General features: G+C 66.1%; 21 protein-coding genes. 10 read left to right on the top strand and 11 right to left on the bottom strand.

Annotated elements, in window-relative coordinates:
* Window positions 1-231 precede the first annotated feature (231 nt).
* The 3 genes from CVV68_RS19515 (at window position 232) to CVV68_RS19505 (ending at window position 2,953) form a co-directional block, all read left to right on the top strand.
* Window positions 232-849: a DUF47 domain-containing protein gene (locus CVV68_RS19515; RefSeq protein ID WP_110502670.1), complete on the top strand. Its 618-nt coding sequence runs from the start codon at window positions 232-234 to the stop codon at window positions 847-849.
* Between the two features lie 5 nt (window positions 850-854).
* On the top strand, window positions 855-1,862 hold the full coding sequence (locus CVV68_RS19510) for an inorganic phosphate transporter (protein WP_306415712.1): 1,008 nt from the start codon (window positions 855-857) through the stop codon (window positions 1,860-1,862).
* Window positions 1,863-2,002: 140 nt separating this feature from the next.
* Entirely contained in the window at window positions 2,003-2,953 is a 951-nt protein-coding gene (locus CVV68_RS19505; protein WP_146238970.1) for an endonuclease domain-containing protein, read from the top strand.
* 64 nt (window positions 2,954-3,017) lie between these two features.
* Here the strand turns inward: CVV68_RS19505 and pstB are convergent, their stop codons facing one another.
* The 4 genes from pstB to pstS are packed head-to-tail and all read right to left on the bottom strand — an operon-like array spanning window position 3,018 to window position 7,010.
* Window positions 3,018-3,797: a phosphate ABC transporter ATP-binding protein PstB gene (gene pstB / locus CVV68_RS19500; protein WP_110502667.1), complete on the bottom strand. Its 780-nt coding sequence runs from the start codon at window positions 3,795-3,797 to the stop codon at window positions 3,018-3,020.
* A gap of 25 nt (window positions 3,798-3,822) precedes the next feature.
* Window positions 3,823-4,929: a phosphate ABC transporter permease PstA gene (pstA, locus tag CVV68_RS19495; protein WP_438502661.1), complete on the bottom strand. Its 1,107-nt coding sequence runs from the start codon at window positions 4,927-4,929 to the stop codon at window positions 3,823-3,825.
* Window positions 4,929-5,861, bottom strand: a complete 933-nt coding sequence (pstC, locus tag CVV68_RS19490) for a phosphate ABC transporter permease subunit PstC (protein ID WP_110502665.1) — start codon at window positions 5,859-5,861, stop codon at window positions 4,929-4,931. Before pstC ends, pstA begins: the two co-directional genes overlap by 1 nt.
* A 30-nt stretch (window positions 5,862-5,891) precedes the next feature.
* Window positions 5,892-7,010 carry a phosphate ABC transporter substrate-binding protein PstS gene (gene pstS, locus CVV68_RS19485; RefSeq protein ID WP_110502664.1) on the bottom strand — a complete coding sequence of 373 codons (1,119 nt, stop codon included), beginning with the start codon at window positions 7,008-7,010 and terminating at the stop codon, window positions 5,892-5,894.
* Between the two features lie 374 nt (window positions 7,011-7,384).
* On the opposite strand from pstS, the gene CVV68_RS19480 reads away from it, so the two are divergent.
* The 6 genes from CVV68_RS19480 (at window position 7,385) to disA (ending at window position 15,702) form a co-directional block, all read left to right on the top strand.
* Complete coding sequence (locus CVV68_RS19480; RefSeq protein ID WP_110502696.1) at window positions 7,385-9,034, top strand: MDR family MFS transporter; 1,650 nt, start codon at window positions 7,385-7,387, stop codon at window positions 9,032-9,034.
* Window positions 9,015-9,524, top strand: a complete 510-nt coding sequence (locus CVV68_RS19475; RefSeq protein WP_146238969.1) for a MarR family winged helix-turn-helix transcriptional regulator — start codon at window positions 9,015-9,017, stop codon at window positions 9,522-9,524. Before CVV68_RS19480 ends, CVV68_RS19475 begins: the two co-directional genes overlap by 20 nt.
* Before the next feature lie 84 nt (window positions 9,525-9,608).
* Window positions 9,609-10,736: an FUSC family protein gene (locus tag CVV68_RS19470; RefSeq protein WP_110502662.1), complete on the top strand. Its 1,128-nt coding sequence runs from the start codon at window positions 9,609-9,611 to the stop codon at window positions 10,734-10,736.
* A 60-nt stretch (window positions 10,737-10,796) separates the two neighbouring features.
* Window positions 10,797-12,194 (top strand): DNA repair protein RadA, encoded by a 1,398-nt coding sequence (gene radA / locus CVV68_RS19465; RefSeq protein WP_110502661.1) that lies wholly within the window; start codon window positions 10,797-10,799, stop codon window positions 12,192-12,194.
* Between the two features lie 111 nt (window positions 12,195-12,305).
* Window positions 12,306-14,420 carry a DUF222 domain-containing protein gene (locus CVV68_RS19460; protein ID WP_110502660.1) on the top strand — a complete coding sequence of 705 codons (2,115 nt, stop codon included), beginning with the start codon at window positions 12,306-12,308 and terminating at the stop codon, window positions 14,418-14,420.
* A 214-nt stretch (window positions 14,421-14,634) separates the two neighbouring features.
* Window positions 14,635-15,702, top strand: coding sequence for a DNA integrity scanning diadenylate cyclase DisA (disA, locus tag CVV68_RS19455; protein ID WP_110502659.1), 1,068 nt, complete (start codon window positions 14,635-14,637; stop codon window positions 15,700-15,702).
* Window positions 15,703-15,762: 60 nt separating this feature from the next.
* Here the strand turns inward: disA and CVV68_RS19450 are convergent, their stop codons facing one another.
* A complete protein-coding gene (locus CVV68_RS19450) occupies window positions 15,763-16,443 on the bottom strand; it encodes a hypothetical protein (RefSeq protein ID WP_110502658.1) in 681 nt (226 codons plus the stop codon).
* 59 nt (window positions 16,444-16,502) lie between these two features.
* On the opposite strand from CVV68_RS19450, the gene CVV68_RS19445 reads away from it, so the two are divergent.
* Entirely contained in the window at window positions 16,503-17,468 is a 966-nt protein-coding gene (locus tag CVV68_RS19445; RefSeq protein WP_110502657.1) for an iron-sulfur binding domain-containing protein, read from the top strand.
* Window positions 17,469-17,830: 362 nt separating this feature from the next.
* Here CVV68_RS19445 and dhaM read toward each other — a convergent pair whose 3' ends face one another.
* From dhaM to CVV68_RS19415, 6 genes are all read right to left on the bottom strand, one after another.
* Window positions 17,831-18,595 (bottom strand): dihydroxyacetone kinase phosphoryl donor subunit DhaM, encoded by a 765-nt coding sequence (gene dhaM, locus CVV68_RS19440; protein ID WP_110502656.1) that lies wholly within the window; start codon window positions 18,593-18,595, stop codon window positions 17,831-17,833.
* The gene (gene dhaL, locus CVV68_RS19435; RefSeq protein ID WP_110502655.1) at window positions 18,592-19,266 is read right to left on the bottom strand and encodes a dihydroxyacetone kinase subunit DhaL; all 675 of its coding nucleotides are present in this window, start codon (window positions 19,264-19,266) and stop codon (window positions 18,592-18,594) included. Before dhaL ends, dhaM begins: the two co-directional genes overlap by 4 nt.
* On the bottom strand, window positions 19,267-20,265 hold the full coding sequence (gene dhaK / locus CVV68_RS19430) for a dihydroxyacetone kinase subunit DhaK (protein ID WP_110502654.1): 999 nt from the start codon (window positions 20,263-20,265) through the stop codon (window positions 19,267-19,269).
* Between the two features lie 172 nt (window positions 20,266-20,437).
* Window positions 20,438-20,953, bottom strand: a complete 516-nt coding sequence (locus tag CVV68_RS19425; RefSeq protein ID WP_110502653.1) for an amino-acid N-acetyltransferase — start codon at window positions 20,951-20,953, stop codon at window positions 20,438-20,440.
* A 4-nt stretch (window positions 20,954-20,957) separates the two neighbouring features.
* Window positions 20,958-21,212, bottom strand: a complete 255-nt coding sequence (locus CVV68_RS19420; RefSeq protein ID WP_110502652.1) for a hypothetical protein — start codon at window positions 21,210-21,212, stop codon at window positions 20,958-20,960.
* A complete protein-coding gene (locus tag CVV68_RS19415; RefSeq protein ID WP_110502651.1) occupies window positions 21,212-21,640 on the bottom strand; it encodes a TMEM175 family protein in 429 nt (142 codons plus the stop codon). The genes CVV68_RS19420 and CVV68_RS19415 overlap by 1 nt, the downstream gene beginning before the upstream one ends.
* Window positions 21,641-21,806 lie beyond the last annotated feature (166 nt).

Raw genomic sequence — 21,806 nt, 5'->3', positions numbered from 1 at the left:
TCCATGTCCGTTTTGTGGCCCCAACCACCTGTACAACCACCGTTTATGGTGTCGTTCACCGGCTCCGGTTGACAGCAGGGACTCAACGTAGAACACTAAAAGTGGTGTCGAACTGCGGAACCCCCGGGCTCCATTTTATTGCCGCTTCGAGCGGCCCTGTGCCGAGAGGCGCTCCCGGTTCGGCACCACTTTTTGTGCCCGGATGTTCCACGAAAAACAAAGGCCTCCACAGTGAAGTTGCAGTTCTTTGGCAAAGAGACTGCCGGCCTGGACACGCTGGCCCTCATGGCCGGGAAGGTCCTGGCGGCCACCCACACCCTGGCCGAACTGCTCGGTGCCCGGCGTGCCGACTTCCCCGCCCTGGCTGAAACGATGCGCCAGCATGAAGGGGCTGCAACGGCCCACTTCTCCACCCTGCTGACCACCATGCGCACCAGCTTCATCAACCCGCTCCCCCGCGAGGACCTCTACGCCCTGGGCCGGCTGCTCAACGAAGCCAGCGAGACCCTTACCGGCGCCGCCGAACTCGTGGAACTGTATTCACTTGACCGCATCCCGCCGCGTGCCGCCGACCAGTTGGAGATCCTGGCCCGTCAGGCCGAACTGACCGTCACGGCAATGAAGTCGCTCAACGACCTTGATTCGCTGGAGGACTACTGGTTGGAAATCCTGCGCCTGGCCAAGCGCGCCGACCACACGCACCGGGTCCTGGTGGCCGAGCTGCTGGAGGCCCACAGCCCCACCAGCTTTGCCAAGTACCGCTCCGTGGCCGACCAGTTCGCCGCCGCCAGCACAAGGATGCGTGCCGTCGCCACCCAGGTGGGCAGCATCATCGTCAAGGAATCCTGACCTTGGTGCCGTTCCTGCTCGGCGCCGTGATCGTCGCTGCGGCGATCTTCGCGTTCCTGAACGGTTTCCGCGACGCCTCCTCCGCCGTCGCACTTTCCGTGCGGTCCCGCGCCCTGACACCCACCTACGCCGTGCTGCTGGCCGGGCTCTTCAACTGTCTCGGCGCCCTGCTCAGCGTGGCCCTGGTGGCCGTTTTTGCCGGCCACCTGTTCACGGTGCCGCCCGGGCGCACGGGCCTGCTCCTGCTGCTGGCGGGACTCCTGGGCGCGTGTTTGTGGGGCGTGCACCAATGGTGGCGGGGATACCCGTCGTCGTCCACGCACGCACTGATCAGCGGACTGGTGGGTGCGTCACTGGGCTCTGCCATGCTGGGCCACGCGCCGTTGCAGGGCATCAACGCCACGCTGCTGACCCTGGTGGTGCTGCCGCTGCTCATCTCCCCCGTGATCGCCTTTGTGCTGGGATTCGCGGCCGTCTACCCCACTGCATGGGCGCTTCGGAACACAACGCCGGGCCGGGCGTTCCGGCGCACGCGCCAGATCCAGTCCGTGGCCGGCGCCGCCGTGGCGTTTGGGCACGGGCTCCAGGACGGCCAGCGCACGACGGCGGTTGTCCTGTTCGCGCTTCTGGCCGCCGGTGTGGGCGTGGCCGGGGAGGTCCCGCTGTGGGTGCCGGTGTTTACGGCCGTGATGCTGACCGCGGGGACTTTGTGTGGCGGCTGGCGGATCTCCTACACACTGGGGCACCGGCTGGTCCGGCTGGACCCCATGCGCGGCTTCGTGGCGCAGATCGTGGCCGCCGGGCTGCTGTTTGTGGGCGCCATCGGCCTGGCACTGCCGCTATCCACTACGCACACCGTCACCTCCGCCATTGCCGGGGCGGGGCGGAACCAGCGGTTCTCCGTCGCCAACGGCCGCGTCATGCGCCGCATCGTGTGGATGTGGGTGGCAACGCCCTTCGCCTGCGCGTTCCTCGGGGCGCTGTTCCTCTTGGCGCTGTCGCCGCTGGCCTGAGCGTCCCGGCGCGGGCCCTGAGCGCCCCGCCCGTTGAGGTTGGAGATCACGACCCCATCCGGGGGAAATAGGGTCATGATCTCCAACCTCAAGCTGTGGATAACTCAAAACGAGGCGAAAATCCGGGCCAGACTTAAGGGATGCACCAGGCCACACCGCTTCCGGAACCGATTCAGGGACGATCATTTACCTTGAACGAGTCCGATGCCTGCGGCGTGACGCGCAAGCAGACGGCCAATCGGGGGCTGCACACGCCCAGCCGTGGGATCAGGGTGCCGTGGGGCGTGGCTCAGGGGCTCGCGGATCTGATCCGGCCAATACTCGAGGTGACCCCGGACGGAGTGGCAAGCCACGTCACTGCGGCTCGCCTGTGGAAGATCCCGTTGCCTGCCTGGCTGGGCGGAAGTTTCCAAATACACATCTCAAGGGACTCCCCGGTCAGCCCGCCGCAGCGCAAGGGCATCACCGGCCACCACACCAGTTTCAAGCCTGGTGAGATTTGCTGGGTTCAGGGGCTCGCCGTCACTTCGCCCCTGCGAACCTGGCTGGATTTGGCTTCCCTGCTGGACCTCGAGGATCTGGTGGCGGCCGGGGACTTCCTGGTCTGTGAGCACCACCGCAGTTTTGGCCCGCCCCGGATTGCCTTGGTGACGCTGGCCGGCCTCAAGGAAGGGCTCCGGCATGAGTTTCGCCGCCGGGGACTCGTGAAGGCCCGCGAAGCGGCTGAGCTGATCCGTGTGGGCGCGGACTCGCCGCCGGAAACCAAGCTCCGCCTGGCGCTGCAGCGTGCCGGCCTCCCGGAACCGGTCCTGAATTACGTGGTCAAGGATCTCAACGGGCAGGACTGCTCGTGGCCGGATCTCGCCCTGCCGGAATGGAAGGTCGCCCTTGAATACGACGGCGCACACCACCGCTCCGTGAAGCAAAAGGGCATCGATGACGGCCGCGACCACCTGATGGCGCAGCTGGGCTGGCGGCAGGTGCGCATCTCCCAGGGCGTGCTGGATGCGGGTGGCCAGCAGGCCGTCGTCGTACGCATAAGGGAAGCACTCCGCGCTCAGGGATGGCCGGGCGGTCAAGAGGACCGTTGACGTTGGAGATCATGACCCTATCCGCGCGGAATGGGGGCATTACCTCCAACCTCAACGAGGGAGATTACCCGAAGCGGCCGGACACGTAGTCCTCGGTGGACTTTTGCCCCGGGTTGTTGAAGATCGTGGCGGTCTCGGCAAACTCGATCAGCCTGCCGGGCTTTCCCGTGCCGGCGATGTTGAAGAACGCCGTCTTGTCGGACACCCGGGCGGCCTGCTGCATGTTGTGCGTGACGATGACCACCGTGTATTCGTCCTTGAGCTCGTTGATGAGGTCTTCAATGGCGAGAGTGGAGATCGGGTCCAGGGCGGAGCAGGGCTCGTCCATCAGGATCACGTCCGGGGAGACGGCGATGGCGCGGGCGATGCACAGGCGCTGCTGCTGGCCCCCGGACAGGCCGGAGCCGGGCTTCTGCAGACGGTCCTTGACCTCGTTCCACAGGTTGGCGCTCTGCAGCGATTTCTCCACCAGCTCGTCAGCGTCCGCCCGCGAGATGCGCCGGTTGTTCAGCTTGACGCCGGCAAGGACGTTGTCGCGGATGCTCATGGTGGGGAACGGGTTGGGACGCTGGAAGACCATGCCAATCTGGCTGCGGACGGTCACGGGGTCCACGCCGTCGGCGTACAGGTTGTCCCCGTCCAGCAGCACCCTGCCCTCAACGCGGGCACCGGGGATGACCTCGTGCATGCGGTTCAGGGTGCGCAGGAACGTCGACTTGCCACAGCCCGACGGCCCAATGAAGGCGGTGACGGACTTGGCGTCCAGGGTGATGCTGACATCCTCCACGGCCAGGAAGTCGCTGTAATAGACGTTCAGTTCGCTGACGTCGATGCGTTTGGACATAGTTGAAAGTTCCGTTTCTTAAGTTCTAGCGGCCGGTCTTGGGAGCGAACAGGCGCGCCACGAGGCGGGCACCGAGGTTCAGGAGCATGACCAGCAGGATCAGCAGCAGGGCCGCGGCCCAGGCGCGCTGCGCGGACGGGTCGGGGTTGGACGGCGAGGTGGGCGTCATGATCTGCGTGTAGATGAACGTGGGCAGCGACGCCATCCATCCGGCAAACACGTTGGAGTTGATCTGCGTCGCGAACCCGGCCGTCACGAGCAGCGGCGCGGTTTCGCCGATGACCCGGGCAATGGCCAGGGTGACGCCGGAGGCAATGCCGGAGATCGCCGTCGGAATGACCACCTTCAAAATGGTGCGCCACTTGCGGACGCCGAGGGCATAGGCGGCTTCACGAAGTTCGTTGGGCACAATCTTGAGCATTTCCTCGCTGGAGCGCACCACCACGGGGATCATCAGCACCGAAAGTGCCAGGGCGGCCACGAACCCGGTCTTCGTTCCCGGCCCCATGATCAGGCCGAAAAAGGCCGCGGCGAACAGGCCGGCCACAATGGAGGGAATGCCGGTCATGACGTCCACCAGGAACGTGATGACCTTGGAGAACTTGTTGTCCGCGCTGTATTCCACCAGGTAGATGGAGGTCAGCAGGCCCACCGGCACGGAGATCAGCGTTGCCCAGAAGGTGATCAGCACCGAGCCGAGGAGGGCGTGGTAGACACCGCCCAGCACCTGCGTGTGGCCGGCGACCGAGGCGTTGTCCACGGCGCCCGTGACGCCCTTCATGGACGTGCCCAGGAAGCCGGGCGTGAGCAGGCCGGGCACCCCGTTGACCAGCACGGTCCAGATCACCGAGACCAGCGGAAGCAGCGCCACCAGGAATGCGCCCACCACCAGGGAGGTGGCCAGTTTGTCGGTGGCCCTGCGGCGGCCTTCGACGACGGCGGAGCTCGCCACATTGCCCGCGGCAAACAATACGGCGGAGAGCACGGCCCAGCCAAAGGCGTTGAAGCCGATGAGGGCCATGAGTGCGGCGGCCACCACGATGGCGGAACCGGCCACCACGTAGGGCGTGTACTTGGGCAGGCGGCCGCGGGTCAGTGCGGAGCGCTTGCGTTCGGTCATGAGCGTGGCCATCAGTTGGCTCCCGAGAATTCTTTGTGCCGGCTGATGATCCAGCGGGCCACCATGTTCACCAGCAGGGTGATGAGGAACAGGACCAGGCCCGCTGCAATCAGTTCATTGAGGCGCAGCCCAAACGCCTCGGGGAAGTTCAAGGCGATTTCGGCCGCGATGGTCTGGTTGCCGGAGCGGATCAGCGACGCGATCAACGGCCCGGAGGAGAGCACCAGGGCCACGGCCATGGTTTCACCCAGTGCGCGTCCCAGCCCCAGCATGACGGCGCTGATGATGCCGCCGCGGGCAAAGGGAAGCACGGCCATCCGGATCATTTCCCACCGGGTGGCACCCAATGCCAACGCCGCTTCCTGGTGCAGCATGGGCGCCTGCAGGAAAATTTCGCGGGCCAGGGAGGCAATGATGGGCAGGACCATGACCGCCAGCACGATTCCGGCAGTCAGGATGGTCTTGCCGGTGCCGGACGCCGGCCCGCCAAAAATCGGGATCCAGCCCATGTTCTCCGCCAGCCACTGATACGGAGCCTTCAGCTGCGAGGCCAGGAAGGTTGCACCCCAGGCGCCGTAAATGACTGAGGGGATGGCTGCCAGGAGGTCCACCACATAGCCCAGGCCCCGGGCCATGCCGCGGGGTGCGTAGTGCGAGATGAACAGCGCCACCGCAATCCCAATGGGTGTTGCGATGACCAGGGCAATGGCCGCGGCAATCAGCGTTCCGATGACAATCGGGAAGATGTAGGAGGTAAACCCCTTGCCTCCCGTAATGTCGGCGGGTGCAGCGCTGAACGTCGGCAGGGCCTGGATGACCAAGAACATGGCGACTGCGAACAGCACAACTACTATCAGCACGCCGGCACCCAGTGCCGCACCGGAGAACACTAAGTCTGAGGTGCGGCCAGGTAGGGCCCGGCGTGCGGGCTTGGTGGTGGACAATCTAGTACCTTTTTGTGGCTTGGCCGTCGCTTACTTGGCCGCGACGGTGATGGAGTCGATCGAAGCCTTCGCCTTGGCGGCGAGCGCTGCCGAGAGCGGGGCGCTCTTGGCGGCGTCGGCGGCAGCCTTCTGGCCGGCGTCGCTGACTGCGAAGTTGCCGAACGCCTTCACCAGGTCAACGGTCTTGGCGTCCGGGTAGTGGGCACAGAACACGCCGTAGGAGACCAGCACGGCCGGGTAGGCGCCGGCAGCGGTGGTGGTGCGGTCCAGCTTCAGTGAGAGGTCGTTGGCGGAGCGGCCCCCAACAACCTTGGCGGCGTCGACAGCCTTCGCCGCAGCCTCGGCGGTGACGGGCACGTAGGCATCGCCGACCTTCAGTTCGGCCTTGCCCAGCACGTCGGTGACGGCGGAGTCGTCGGCGTAGGTGACGGCGCCGGCCGTCTCGGTCACGGTCTTTACGACGCCGGAGGTGCCCTTGGCGTTTTCTCCCGGCAGTGCGGAGGGCCAGTCGCCGGACTTGGCGTCGGTCCAGACGGACTTGGCCGCCTGGGCCAGGTAGTCGGTGAAGTTCTCGGTGGTGCCGGAGTTGTCCGATCGGTGCACGGGCGTGATGGCCAGGTCCGGCAGCGTCGCGGACGGGTTCGCAGCCTTGATGGCGGCGTCGTTCCAGTTCTTGATGTCGCCGCGGAAGATCTTGGCGACCGTGGCGGCGTCGAGCTTGAGGTCCTTCACACCGGGGACATTGAACGCAACGGCGATCGGGGAGATGTACCACGGGACGTTGATGGCGCCGTCGGGTCCGCACTTGGCCTTGGCATCGGCGAGTTCGGCGTCCTTCATGTAGGCATCGGAACCGGCAAACTGCACAGCACCGGCAATCAGCGCCTTGCGGCCCGCACCGGACCCTTCGGGCGAGTACTGGATCGTGGAGCCGGAGTTGGCGGATTCGAAACCGGCCTTCCAGGCATCCATGGCGGCGGAGATGGACGTGGCGCCCGTGCCGGTCAGGGTCCCGGAGACGGATGCGCCCGCAGCCGCTGAAGTGCCGCCGTTGCCGGGCGTCACGGCGTTGTCCGTGCCACAGGCCGTCAATGCCAGCGCGCCGACGGTGAGAACTGCTGCCATGCGGCCAATGTGAAGTGCCTTCACGCGATTTACCTCTTCGATGGGTTCTGTGGATTCCTTACCCTTTGAAGCTACGGGCGCCAAGTGAAGCGGCGGTCCACCCCAAGTGAACGGAAGATTAACGCTGATGGGATTCTTGGTTTTTTTCGTACGACGGCGGCCACTCCCCGGGTGCCCCTTGGCACCGTGCGCGTGCCCCCTGCACGTCCCGGGCGGTCCGGGCGGTCCGGGCGGTCCGGGCGGTCCGGGGGGAGACGCACGTCACTGACTAATTAGTTGCCTTAGTTCAACCAATTTTATATAGTTGACATCAATCAACCTTTCTTTACATTTTTGGAGCCCTTTTGTCTCAGAAATCCACCACCGCCAAGACTGCCCCCGGGCTGTCCGAATCGGGCATGACACACCGCCAGGTGATGCAGTCGCTGACGGGCCTGCTCATGGGCATGTTCGTCTCGATCCTCGCCGGAACCGTCGTCTCCACCTCGCTTCCTGTCATCCTCTCGGATCTGCACGGCAGCCAGACCGCCTACACCTGGGTGGTCACGGCCACCCTGCTGGCCACCACCATTTCCACCCCCATTTGGGGCAAGCTTGCCGATCTGTCCAACCGCAAGCTGCTGTTGCAGCTCTCGCTGCTGATCTTCGTGGTCGCCTCCGCGATCGCCGGCTTCTCGCAGGACACCTCGATGCTCATCACCATGCGTGTCTTCCAGGGCCTGGGTGCCGGTGGATTGACAGCCCTGACCCAGATCGTCATGGCCGACATCATTTCCCCGCGCGAACGCGGCAAGTACATGGGCCTGTTCGGTGCCGTCATGGCCCTGGGCACCGTGGGTGGACCGCTGATCGGCGGATTCATCACCGACGCCATCAACTGGCGCTGGAACTTCTTCGTGGCCCTGCCCTTTGCGGCCGTTGCCATCTTCCTGATCCAGAAGACCCTCCACCTCCCTGAGCAGCCCAAGCGCAAGGTCACCATTGACTATGCCGGGATCGTCCTGCTCACGGCCGGAGTCTCGCTGCTGCTGATCTGGGTTTCCCTTGCCGGTAGCCAGTTCGACTGGGCCAGCACCAACACATTGCTGATGGTCGGCGGCGCCATGGTGGCCCTGATCGCCTTTGTCATTGTGGAGCTCAGGGCCTCCGAGCCGATCATCCCGCTGACCATGTTCAAGAACCGCACGTTCACGCTGTCCGTGGTCGCATCCATCTCCGTGGGTGTGTCAATGTTCGGCACCTCGGTCTTCCTGGCCCAGTACATGCAGCTGGCCCGTGGGGCCAACGCCACCCAGTCCGGACTGATGACGATTCCCATGATGGCCGGACTGCTGATCATCTCCACCATTGCCGGGGCAATGATCTCCAAGTACGGCAAGTGGAAGGCCATCATGGTCACCGGGTCGATCCTGCAGCTGGTGGGCCTCTACCTCCTCGGCACCATCCATTACGACACCAACTTTGTCCTCGTCTCCTTGTACATGTTCCTCCTCGGCGCAGGCCTGGGCATGGTCATGCAGAACCTGGTGCTGATCGTCCAGAATGCTGTTACCCCAAAGGAAATCGGTGTGGCAAGTTCCGGCATTGCGTTCTTCCGCTCCCTCGGCGGAACGATCGGCGTCTCCGTCCTCGGCGCACTTATGGCAACCAAGGTTGGGGACCTGCTCGGCAGCAAGTCAGCCGAACTGCAGGCTGCCATCGCTGCGCTCGGTGACCAGGGCAAGGCAATTGGCGCTGCCATTGCCGGCGGAAGCATCCCCGCCGTCCACACGCTGCCAGACTCGGTTCGGACCATCATCGAGTCCTCCTACGGCGACTCCGTGGCCTACATCTTCATGATCGCCGCACCCTTGAGCATCCTGACGATCCTGGCAGTCGTGTTCATGCCGAACCTGGCACTGAGCAGCCAGACTCGACAGGAACGTGCGGATACAGACGCCGCCGATGCCATGCTGGAAGCCGCCGAGCTCAACCTGGTGGATGTCAGCGAATCGCTCATAGCCGTTACACCGGGCATGGACACCGAAGTTGCCACGGCACGGCGCTGACATGGACTGCGCGGGCGACCCCTTCGCGCTGCCGCCGTCTGCGGGCGCCATCGACACCGGCCTGAGAGAGGCCATCACGGACGTTGAGCAACAGTTCGTGATCATGGTGGTCCGGGCCCGCAAAAGCATCCGGGCCCGGGCAGCCGCCATCCATCCCGAGCTGCAGCCGATGGGCTTCAAGGTGCTCACGATCCTCGCCCAGTCAGGTCCATTGCAACAAGGGGCGCTGGCGCATGAGGTGGATGCGGACAAGGCAGTGATGAGCCGCACCATCAAGGCGCTTGAAGCACTTGGCCTGATCACGCGCACCGCCGATCCCAGCGACGGACGGGCCCACCTGGTCGCCATGACCACCGCGGCCCGCACCCGCTTCGACGCGACCCGGTCTGAGGCCCGCCAGGTACTTTTCGACCGGCTCTCGACGTGGGACGCCGGCGAGGTCCGCCGCCTTGCCAACCTCCTGGACCGGCTGAACGAAAGCAACGACTGACAGTCCGGCCCCTTGGCCGTTGCCCCGTAACGCTCCCGCACCCGGCGCCCCGGGCGCGGGAGCGTTACGCATAGACTGGTGCCCATGCCTGAGCTCGACCGGCCCGCCAAAACCGTCATCTTCCTCAAAAGACGTGCCCGGCTCGGCCTGCGCCGCAGCTGGAATTCTGTTGTCCAGGCGCTGCTGATCACCGTCTGCGCAGTTGGCGCCTATTTCTTTTCCGAACACGTGCTGGGCCACCAGGGTCCGCTGTTTGCCGCCACGAGCGCCATCATCGCCCTGGGTTTCTCCCGGGACCCGCGGCTTCGGCGGGTCCTGGAGGTGGGGCTGGGCTGCACCATCGGCATTGCCTTGGGAGACATTCTCCTTCGCTGGCTGGGCTCCGGCATCTGGCAGGCCGCACTGGTGGTATTCCTGTCCATCCTGCTGGCCAGGTTCCTGGATTCCGGTGCCATCTTCACCACGCAGCTGGCCCTGCAGTCGCTTTTGGTGGTCCTGCTGCCCCTCCCGGCAGGCGGGCCGTTCACCCGGAGCATGGACGCCATCGTGGGAGGCAGCTTTGCCCTGGCTGCCACGCTGCTGGTGCCGCGGGACCCCCGCCGCGAGCCCAGGGGCGAGCTGAGGATCATGCTCGGCGAGCTGTCGATGGTGCTGCGGGAATGTGCGTCTGCGCTGTCCTACAACGATTCCACCACGGCCTGGCATGCGCTGGTGCGGGCCCGCAGCCAGCAGCCCCGCATTGACGCGATGCGGCACGGGCTACACGGCTCGGTTGAAATCGCCAAGTTCTCCCCGCTGTACCGGCGCCACCTCGACGAGGTCGAAAGCCTGGCCCGGACCATGGAACGCGTTGACTATGCCATGCGTTCCAGCCGGGTATTGGCGCGCAGGCTGGCCAGCACCATCAACAACGCGGCCCTGTCCGACGCCGGCACGGTGCACCTGGCCGACGTTTTGAGCGATTCCGCCGCCGCCGTCGACGAATTGGCCGCGGCACTGGCACATGACCCGTCGGGCTCCAGAAAGGCATCGCTTGGCCGTGCCCGCGACACCCTGGCCGACATCGCCACCCGCCTGCATCCAAGCAAGCTGGAAATCACGCGCATGGAGGGCGAGGCACTGGTGCTGTTGTTCAGGACACTGATGGTGGACCTGCTGGAGACGGCCAAGATGGACCCTGCCGACGCCCGCTCCCTCCTCCCGAAGTTGTAGTTGTCCACACCAGCGCCTTCCCGGGCGCCGGGTGTCAGTGCCCGGCGCTAGGGTTGTTCCATGGCAACAAAAACAACCAAGTCGGCCAAGGCCACCGGACAGAACTTCCGCTGCACCGAATGTGGCTGGACGGCCGTCAAGTGGGTGGGCCGTTGTGGCGAGTGCCAGGAATGGGGCACGCTGGAGGAGATTGGCACTGTTGTTGTACGCACGACGGCGGCCACCACCGTGGTGCGGCCGGCCCAGCTGATCTCCGAGGTGGACGCGTCCAAGGCCGCCCACAACCTGACCGGGGTGCCCGAGCTGGACCGTGTGCTGGGCGGCGGCATGGTGCCGGGCGCCGTCATCCTCCTGGCCGGGGAACCCGGAGTGGGCAAGTCCACGCTGCTGCTGGACGTGGCCGCGAAGTTTGCCCGCAATGAACACGGCCGGGAACCGCAAAAGGTGCTGTACCTGACCGGTGAGGAATCGGCCGCCCAGGTGAAGCTGCGCGCTGAGCGCATCGGCGCCGTCGCCGGCACCTTGTATTTGGGAGCGGAAACCGACCTGGGCACAGCGCTGGGCCAGGTGGAGGCCGTGCAGCCCGCCCTGTTGATTGTGGACTCCGTGCAGACCTTCAGCAGTGCCCAGGTGGACGGCAGCGCCGGTGGGGTGTCGCAGGTGCGGGAGGTGGCGGCATCGCTCATCGCCGCGGCCAAGCGCCTGAACATGACGACCCTCCTGGTGGGCCACGTGACCAAGGACGGCTCCATCGCCGGTCCCCGCCTGCTCGAACACCTGGTGGACGTGGTCTGCCAGTTCGACGGCGAACGGCACTCCCGCCTGCGCCTGCTGCGGGCCGTGAAAAACCGATACGGGCAAACCGACGAGGTGGGCTGCTTCGACCTGACCGACGACGGCATTGAGGGGCTGGCCGATCCCAGCGGATTGTTCACCAGCCGCACCAGCCATCCCGTTTCCGGCACGTGCATATCGGTCACGATGGAAGGGCGCCGGCCGCTGCTGGCCGAGGTGCAGTCGCTGCTTGCCCCCTCCATGGGTTCGCAGCCGCGCCGAACCGTCAGCGGTCTCGATTCCTCCCGGGTGGGCATGCTGCTAGCCGTGCTGCAGCAACGGGCCGGTGTACGCCTGGATTCCGACGACAGCTATGTGGCAACAGTTGGCGGTGCCCGCCTGACGGAGCCTGCCATGGACCTTGCCGTGGCGATGGCCATTGCGTCGGCCAAAACCAACCACCCCGTGCACCACAAGATGGTGGCCTTTGGCGAAGTGGGACTGGCCGGCGAAGTGCGTCCCGTGCCCGGCATCAGCCAGCGCATCCACGAGGCCCACAGGCTGGGTTTCACGCACGCGTTGGTTCCCCTCAGCCCCGCAGGCCCGGGCGTCATCCCGCCGAATTTCACGGTGAAACAAATTGAGCACATTGCCGAAGCCACCGAACTGCTGCTCCACGGCTAGCCCGGGTGACCGGGACCTGGCGATCGGGGCCGGCGAAATGGTATAAGAAAAATTAGAAATTAAATCCGAGAAACTATTACATATATATCTCATTGGATGTAGTCTTGGTCCATGGGCATGATGGATCGGCCCGGCGGCAAGAAGGAATCCACCCCCGCCGGGACGCCTCTTTTGGATCAGACCCCCAGCCAACCGCTGGAGGACCAAAAGTCTGTGCGTCCGGCTTCAGCTTTCTCCCACCCAGCTTCTGCCAACAATGTGGTTTCCGACGCGGCCCTGGCGGCACTGATCGCATCCGACCCCTATGCCGACGAACGCCTCCCCGTCATAAGCGACGCCGAGTGCGCCCGACAATTGGCCACTATCGATGACCCGGCGAGCTGGACCAGTGATGAGGACGTCGCACGGCTGATCGCCTCCATGCCCGATGACGGCGCTCCGGGGCCCGGCAATCCCCATCTGTCCGATCACGACCGAACGCCGGTGCCAGCTGGGCCAGCTTCTTCCTCGGGGACGGCAGCGCAGGGCCAGGCAGCCTTCCCCTTCCCGACGGCGGATGCGCCGTGGGCTGACCGGGAGCAGTGCGATCCGACCCTGTCGCTGCTTTCAGGTCCGGCCGATCGGGGCCGGGTGCGGGTCATCCGCGCCTCCGTGCCTGACCTGCCCGCGGCTCCCCGGCCGGACAACCCGCGGAATGTTGCATGGTCGCCCGTGGCCGGCGCAGACGCCCTCGCCAACCTGGAACTGCACAACCTCGGTCAGAACGACCTTCTCGACTACATCCACGCGGCCAGCCGCCTGGCTGCGTTCGCCCATGCCATGGAAGTTGCTGCGCTGGCCGTCTTCTCCACCCGGCGTCCGCCCCTGGCCAGCGAAATGCCCGCAACGCCTGCAGGGAAATTGGCCGACGCTGCCTATCGGTCAAGATATGCTGCTGCGGAGATCATGGCCGTGCACTGCGTGGGGGTGGGCACCGCGCAGTACATGCTGGAGAACGCCCAGACCCTGGCGAACAACCTGCCGGGCACCACCTCGCTCTACCGTGAAGGGCTGCTCGATTCGATCCGGATCAAGGCGATCCTGGCCGGAGTGGAAAACGTGCCTGCCGAGATACAAACGCTCATTGAACCAATGTTCCTGCCAGGGGCGTCGCGGACCAACCCGCGGGCACTGACACGCAAAATCCGCAGGCTCGCCCTCAAGAACAATCCCGAGACCCTTGCCGTGCGCCACGAAATGGCAAGGAGCGACCGCCGCGTCTGGTTCACCCCGCTCCCGGACGGCATGGCCCAAATCAGTGCGGTCGTGGATGCCGTCCCCGCCAAGTCCCTTTTCGATTCCCTGGAGTCCTGGGCCCGCCAGGCACAGCGTGACGGCGCCCAGCCTGGAGGGGAGCCCAGCACCGGCGCCACGCCCACAGGCCGTCCCTCCCGCTCCCTGAACAACTACCTCGCCGACACCTTCCTGGACCTCGTCCATCAAGCGCTCCTCCACCCGGCCGGATATTGCGTCACCTGTGGCGCCAGCAGCCGAGGCTGCGGCAGCGGCGCCGGAAGCGCCAGAAGCAGTGACGGGAACGGCGGTACCGGAAACGGTGCCTGCGGCAGCGATGCCGCCGCGCCAAGTCCCTACGGCAGCGTAAGCAAACCAGGGACTGGCGGCAAAGACAGCCACCCGGTGCCGGAAGCTTGGTTCAAAGCCAGAATCCCGGCGAAGATCGAGGTCGTGGTTCCAGTGCTGACGCTTATGCACCAGTCGGAGGAGCCTGGATACCTGCAAGGATACGGCCCCATCCCGCCAGGGCAGGCACGTGAGCTGGCGGCCGGTTCGTATTGGTGGGAGCGCCTCCTGACCGACCCGGCCACCAGCGCCAGGCTCAGCGTGGGACGGCAGCGCTACCACCCGCCGGCGGACATCGCCGCAGAAGTACGTCGCAGGGATCCCGTCTGCACCGGGATCGGCTGTGACCACCCGGCGGCCACCTGCGAACTCGACCACACAGTCCCGTTCTGGATGAACCGGTACGGCCCCGGCGGCACCCTCCTGCCCAAGGGCGAGACCAGCGTGGAGAACCTGCGTCCCCGCGACGTGTTCTGCCACCAACTCAAGGACGTCCCCGACACCGGCTGGACCGTGGAACCCCACGGCCCCGGGCAGACCAAAACCACCACGCCCACTGGCCGCATCTACATCCAGGCCCAAACCGAGGAACCCTGCCCTTTTTAGCCAGTCCTTGACGGCCACTCCCGTATGTCCTTGACGGCCACACCCCTTTTTAGCCGGCCGCGGCCCATCAGGTCTCCGAGACACAACATTCCGCCAAACCCGGACGGGCACGCGATGCCACAAAAATCGCACAAACCGCGCTGGCACGCGGTTCACACTATTATGGGCAATGTGACTTGCGCGGATTCCCGCGCTCGAAAAGAAGGATTCGTTAATGCTTCGCAGCCCCGAAGAGGCCCTGAAGGCCACTCTCGCCCGTGTTGCCCCGGGAACGCCGCTGCGCGACGGGCTGGAACGAATCCTTCGGGGGCGCACCGGGGCCCTGATCGTGCTTGGTTCCGACAAGACCATCGACAGCCTTTGTTCGGGCGGCTTTGAGATTGGGATCGACTTTGCCCCCACACGGCTGCGCGAGCTTGCCAAGATGGACGGGGCCATTGTGTGCGACAAGGACGTCACCAAGATCCTTCGTGCCGCAGTCCAGCTCGTGCCGGATCCCAGCATTGAAACCCAGGAATCCGGAACACGCCACCGCACGGCCGAGCGCGTCGCCATCCAGACCGGCGTTCCCGTGGTCTCCGTCAGCCAGTCGATGCAAATCATCGCCCTGTACGTTGATGGCCTGCGCTATGTACTGGAAGGCTCCGAGAAGGTGCTGGCCCGCGCCAACCAGGCATTGGCGACGCTGGAGCGCTACCGCGCACGCCTGGACCAGGTGACCAGCTCGCTCTCCGCGCTGGAAATCGAGGCCATGGTCACCGTCCGCGATGTGGCCGTGACCTTGCAGCGCCACGAGATGGTGCGCCGCATTTCCGAGGAAATCGCACAGTATGTGCTCGAACTTGGCACGGACGGCCGCCTTCTCTCACTGCAGCTCGACGAGCTCTCAGCAACACGTGGGTCCGGTGCCGACATGGTGATCCGTGACTACACCGACCCGGACACCACGGATGTCGCCCTGGCAGTGGCAGCCCTTCAGGACATTGACCAGGCGGATCTGATCAACCTCAACCTGATTGCCGGCGTCGTCGGCGTGTCGGGCGTGGACTCGCTCGAAGCGATAGTCCAGCCCCGCGGCTACCGGCTTGTATCCGAGCTCAAGGCAGTTCCGGGCGCCGTTGCAGGCCGACTGGTGGACCATTTTGGCGGGCTGCAGAATTTGATGGCCGCCACCATCGACGAACTCATGGTGGTTGACGGCATCGGCGAGCTCCGTGCCCGTACCGTGCGCGAGGGCCTGTCCCGCATCGCCGAGGCAAGCCTGCTGGACCGCTTCCTCTAGCCTGCCGGCACTGCCTGACCGCGGACCCCGCCAGGGAAGCGGGGTACCGGGGGCTGCGGCCTAGTGCAGCTCAAATATCACTTTGTCGCTGGACCATTTTCCGAGCGTCGCCACAAACACATACGTTCCCGCACCGGGCGTGGCCGCAACCTTCGCGCAGCCGGGCGCGCTGCGGTTCCGCTTCCACGTGAAATTGGCCGCCTCCGAGGCACCCGCCTTTAGGTTCTTGACCAGGTTGGTGGAGTCGGCCTGGCAGTCCCGGGAGCTGAAGACAACGTCCTCACCGCTGGTGACCTTAAAGTCCATCTGGCTGGTCCCCACGTTGATGTTGCACGGCGCCTGGCCGGTGTTCGTGACGCGCAGCGTCAGTTTGGGGTCTTCGCCGGCAGCGTAGCTTGCCTTGTCCAGGTTACCGCTGACCTTGATGCCCGCCTCGTCACAGACGCCCGACGGCGGGGTGGCGGGTTTTGCGGCCGGCTTGGTCTGCGCCGTGCCTGTTGGGGACGCGCTGCCCGCGGCACTGGCCGAGGGACCGGCGGGGTGGGTCCCGGCGTCGGACGCGCCCAAGCCGCCGAAGAAGCTGGCCAGCGCGATTGCGCCAGCCACCAGGCCTGCGACGACAAGGAGCGCCAAAACGCCAACCACCTGGCGGCGGCGCCGGTACACTTTGGCCGACACCTTGGGCTTGCGGGCAGGCTGCGGCGCGTTGCCGCCCTGCCCGTTTGTCCCTGATGTAGCCACGCTTCAACAGTAGCGAAACCCGGGCCGCCGCCACGCCAACCACGCCGCCTTCGCTACAGTTGAACTGCCCACACAAGCTTGAAGGAGACACGGTGCACCAGGAAATCCGGCAATGGTTCCGCGAAACGGCCCGGGACCTGCCATGGCGCGGGGGCTGCACGCCATGGGGGATTCTGGTCAGCGAGATCATGCTGCAGCAGACCCCCGTGGTCCGTGTGCGGCCGGTCTGGGAACAGTGGATGGCGCGCTGGCCAACTCCTGGCGCCTTTGCCGCCGAATCCCAAGGGGAAGTGCTGCGCGCCTGGGGCCGGCTGGGCTACCCGCGCAGGGCCCTGCGCCTGCACGCCGCCGCCACACAGCTGGTGCAAAGGCACGACGGCGCCGTGCCGGACACCTTTGACGAACTTTTGGCGCTTCCCGGCGTCGGCAGCTACACGGCCGCCGCCGTCGCCGCATTTGCGTTTGGCCGGCGGGAAACGGTGGTCGACACCAACATCCGCCGTGTCCACGCCCGGCTGGTCATCGGCCAGGCCCTGCCCTCCCCGGCACTCACTGCGGCGGAGATGGCCCTGGCTGCCGAGCTCCTGCCGGAGGACCCCGCCGAATCCGTGGAATGGAACGCCGGGGTCATGGAACTGGGCGCACTGGTCTGCACGGCCCGCAGCCCCAAGTGCGGGCTCTGCCCCGTCATTGACCAGTGCGCATGGATTGCCGCAGGCCAGCCGGAGCCCACCTACCTCCCCAAGGGCCAGCCATGGGCGGGGACTGACCGGCAGGTCCGCGGGGCCGTCATGGCCGTGCTCCGCGCTGCGGAGTCCCCTGTCCACGCAGACCTGTTGTGGGGCCCGGCGGTAGAGGCGGCGGCCGCTGCCGCCCACACTGACCATCCGGACGACGTCGCGGCGGCCCTGCAAAAACTACACGAGCTGAACACCCATGCGTTGCAGCTGCAACGCGCCCTTGCCGGATTGGTCACCGACGGCCTGGCCCAGCTCTCCGGGGACGGCTACCACCTGCCCCACTGATCACCGGGGGACTTCGCCGTACCCGGAAGCTGTGCCTTGCCCAGAGTACAGAAGCGGTGGGTCGGCGGGTGTGAAACCTCGGCAACTGTACGGCTCTGGTGACGTTCCGGCGCAACGGGCCGCCCTATCCGTACTACGGGCGGAGAGGCGGAGTGGGGCGTCGTTTGCTGGGGGACACTGAGTCGGCCGAGCCGGTGTTTCCGTAGGCTGCGTAAAGGAGACCGCAAGACCGCCCGCGGCCGTCGGTCGCATAGTCCCCAAGCGCTCCCCCTGTTCGCAAGCTCGCAGCGGTTCCGTCGCGCTTGTGGGCCCGGCCGAGGGAATTCCGGCTCCTCCGTGGGCACACGCTCGACCGCCGGCGCTCAGAGTTCGCCGAAGCCTTCTTCGACCTTGCTGCGGACCAGGTCCACGGCGCGTTGGGCGTCGGGTCCCGAGGCACTGACGTGCAGTTCCCTGCCTTCACCTGCCCCGAGCGCCATGAGGAGAAATACGGATTGACCGTCCGCGCCGTTAATCTCAATGTCCACGTCCATGGCGCCCAGTTCGCCCGCCAGCACGGCTGCCGGACGCGCATGAAGTCCCATCGGGTTGATGAGCGTCAGCACGGCGGTAACGGCGGCACCGGTGGAATGTCCGGCGCCGGCCCCCTTATCTGCTGCCGGACCGCCATCCGACGGCTGCCCGCCACATGGCGCCTGCGACCCACCTGGCGCCTGTGCTGCACCTGGCGCCTTTGCTGACGCAGCAGCTCCCGGATCCAGCGCCGTTTCTGCCGCCTTTTGGACCACGGCCAGCGTGGCGCCGGACTGGGCCGCGACCGCCGCCGCCACCGCACCTTCAACCAGGGGTGCATCGGCCAGCACCATGTTCTCCGGGCTTCCCATGAATTCCAGCGCCGACTCCGCCGTCATGACCGCCGAGCCCAGGTCCGTCAGCACCACAACCCCGTCACCCGTGTCTGCCAGCCCCATCGCGGACATGACCTTCTCAAGTGACGTCCCAATGCCGCCGTCGTCCGTGCCGCCGGCGGGGGCGAGCACCACATCCCGGGCCATCTGGGCCGCCAGTTCAACCACGCCGGCCGCCAACTGGGCACTATGGGAAACGATCACGAGCCCGACGGTCATGCGCCCGCCCCGGCGGTCCCCGAAGAAACCGCCGCATCTGCAGCGGCGCGCAGGATCAACGCGGAGGACGCGGCGCCGGGGTCGCGGTGCCCGATTGCCCGCTCCCCCAGGTAGCTCGCGCGACCCTTGCGGGCAATCAGCGGATCTGTGGCCACGGCCCCTGCCTCGGCAGCCTCCGCCGCGGCCAGGAGCACGTCTGCGGGACTGCCGCCGGCTGCGGCCGCAGCGGCAGCGTCGACAGCGGGGGTCCAGGCGTCAATCATGGTCTTCTCGCCGGGCTCCGCCTTGCCCCGGGCCACGACACCGTCCCGCGCCGCTGTCAGAGCCGCGACCAGCAGGGTTGGGTCCAGCGCGTCGGCGTCTCCCACTGCGGTGGCGGCGCGCAGGAACGCCGTCCCGTACAGGGGGCCGGCGGCGCCGCCCACCTTTGACATGAGCGTCATCGCGGCCATCTTGAATGCCGCACCGGGCGTGGCGGGCTCCTCTTCATCGAGCTTGGCCACAATCGCCGAGAAGCCGCGGTCCAGGTTCTCGCCGTGGTCGCCGTCGCCAATCGCACGGTCAAGTTCACTCAGCGCCACCCTGTTGTCCGCCACCACTGCCGCGCTGCGGAGCAGCCAGTCAACGGCCCAGGCCGCGTCCAGACCCTGCCCCGTGCCGGTGTCCGACATTTACATCCCCCATCGCAGTGCGGGCGTGTGGACCGGCGCGTCCCACAGCGCCGTCATTTCATCGTCCAGTCGCAGCACCGAGATGGAGCAGCCCTGCATTTCCAGCGCCGTGATGTAGTTGCCCACCAGTGACCGTTCCACGCCCAGCCCGGCCGCCTCCAGCACCTTCACCGCGTGCCGGTACACAATGTACAGCTCGCTGGATGGGGTCCCGCCCATGCCGTTGACAAACAGCAGCACCTTGTCCCCGGCCGCCGGCTTGAGGTCCGCGAGGATGGGTTCCAGCAGCCGGTCGGTGATCCCGTCGGCGTTCTCCATGGGGATCCTGTGCCGGCCCGGCTCGCCGTGGATGCCGATGCCGATCTCAATCTCGTTCTCCGCCAGCTCGAAGCTGGGAACCCCGGCGTGCGGAACCGTGCAGGCGGACAACGCCACGCCCATGGTCCGCACATTGTCGTTCACGCGCTGGCCGATGGCGGCAACGGCGTCGAGCCCGTCCCCCCGCTCCGCCGCAGCGCCGGCGATCTTCTCCACCAGCACCGTGCCGCCAACGCCGCGGCGGCCGGCCGTGTACAGCGAATCCTCCACGGCGACGTCGTCGTTCACCAGTACGGTGCGCACCTCGATGCCTTCCGCCTGGGCCATCTCGGCCGCCGTTTCAAAGTTCAGCACGTCGCCCGTGTAGTTCTTCACGATGTGCACGACGCCGGCCCCGGAGTTCGCTGCAACGGTCGCCGGAATGATCGCGTCCGGGGTCGGGGAGGTGAACACCGCCCCCGGGACTGCGGCGTCGAGCATGCCGAAACCGACATAGCCGGCGTGGAGGGGCTCGTGGCCGCTGCCGCCGCCGGAAAGCAGCCCCACCTTGCCGGTTTTGGCGTTCTTCCGCGAGACGAAAAGCGGGTCGGGATGGACGGTGACGAGATCGGCGTGCGCCAGGCCAAATCCCTCCACCGATTCATCAACCACGGCTTTGGGATCATTAATGAGCTTTTTCATTTTCAGCACCCTTCGAATCGAACAGTGAGCATAGGCGGGTGGCGGCCGCCGCTGCGGCGGCCGCCCCTCCCTTGAACCCTACCCGGCCCGGTTGCCGCTTGGTAGGGGGGTGTCGACCGCGGCCGCGGGCAACCAGGCGGTCCCGGCCGGGCTGCGGATCAGAGGCTGCGGATCAGAGGCTGCGGATCATGCGCGTGTTGCCGAGCGTGTTGGGCTTGACCCGGGCCAGGTCAAGGAATTCGGCAATGCCTTCATCGGCGGAGCGCAGCAGTTCGGAGTACACGGCCGGGTCAACGACGCTTTGGTCGGCCATGACCTCGAAGCCGTGGCGGGTGAAGAAGTCCACCTCAAATGTCAGACAGAACACGCGGCTGACACCCAGCCGCCGGGCCTGCTCCAGGAGTTGTTCCACCAGGGCATGGCCAACTCCCCTGCCCCGCCACGGGCCGGCACTGGCCAGCGTGCGGATCTCCGCCAGGTCTTCCCACATGACATGCAGGGCGCCGCAGCCCACCGTCTCGCCGTCGGACTCGGCCACCACAAATTCCTGGATGGATTCAAAGTACGTGACGGATTCCTTGGAGATCAAAATTCGCCGCTCCGCCAGCGGCGCCACCAGCTCCTTGATCGCTTGCACGTCCGAGGTGCGGGCCGGGCGGAGGGCAATGGCAGTGGTTTGTGCAGTCACTGTTTCAGTCTAAGGCGCAGCCCGGCACGGACCTGTCCCCCAACAGCCCGGCGTCGACCCGGGCGGTCTCGGCCTTGGCGAACCGGGAATCCTGCACCCTGCCGTGCACCACCGACGCCGGCCAGATAAGTATCCACGAATACATGGCGGCGGCCGGGCTGATGAACGCCACCGGTATGGACAGCAGGAACACGGCCCACACCGGGTCCGCCGCGCTCCGCACGAGCCGGTACAGCGGCTCGTCCACCCAGGCGGACATCAACCCGGCCCGGTGCGCGTACTGCCACGTCCAGCGCAGGCTGAAATTAAGCCCGGCAAACGCCAGTGCATAGATGGCCGGCGTCCACGGCGTGTCCGGCCCGGGTTGGAACAGCATGGCCGTGGCACCGGGAGGAACACCACAAGGAACAGCATGACCAGGTTCCGTACCTGCAGTTTGTTGTCGTACGCGGCGATGGCGTTGAAGTGGTGGTGGTGGGTGAGCCATGCCCTCCCGACCAGCACAAAACTCAGCACGAACGCGGCCAGCGACGGCAGGCGCTCCACCAGCACCTCGTTATAGCCCTGCTCACTGATGTCCGACGGCAGTGTGGGAATTTTCAGGTCAAGTGCCAGCAGCGTCATGGCAATCGCAAATACGGCGTCGCTGAAAAAGACCGTCCTGTCCGTTTTCGGACCGTGCTGCATCCGCCGTGCATGCTCGGCAATTCGGCCGTCGACGTGCCCGTGGACACTGCCCTATTCGTGCTCGTGTTTTTTGTCCACACCAGTAAAGCGGCTCTTCACGGTTCGTGGTGAAACCGGGGTTCGTGTCGTAGCAAAGTAGGAGCTCGTGGCCCTGCTGAGATGGATG

The sequence above is a fragment of the Arthrobacter livingstonensis genome (genome assembly GCF_003219815.1).
GTDB lineage: Bacteria > Actinomycetota > Actinomycetes > Actinomycetales > Micrococcaceae > Specibacter > Specibacter livingstonensis.
The sequence above is the reverse complement of the archived record's forward strand: the minus strand, read 5'-3'. Positions and strand labels throughout refer to the sequence as shown.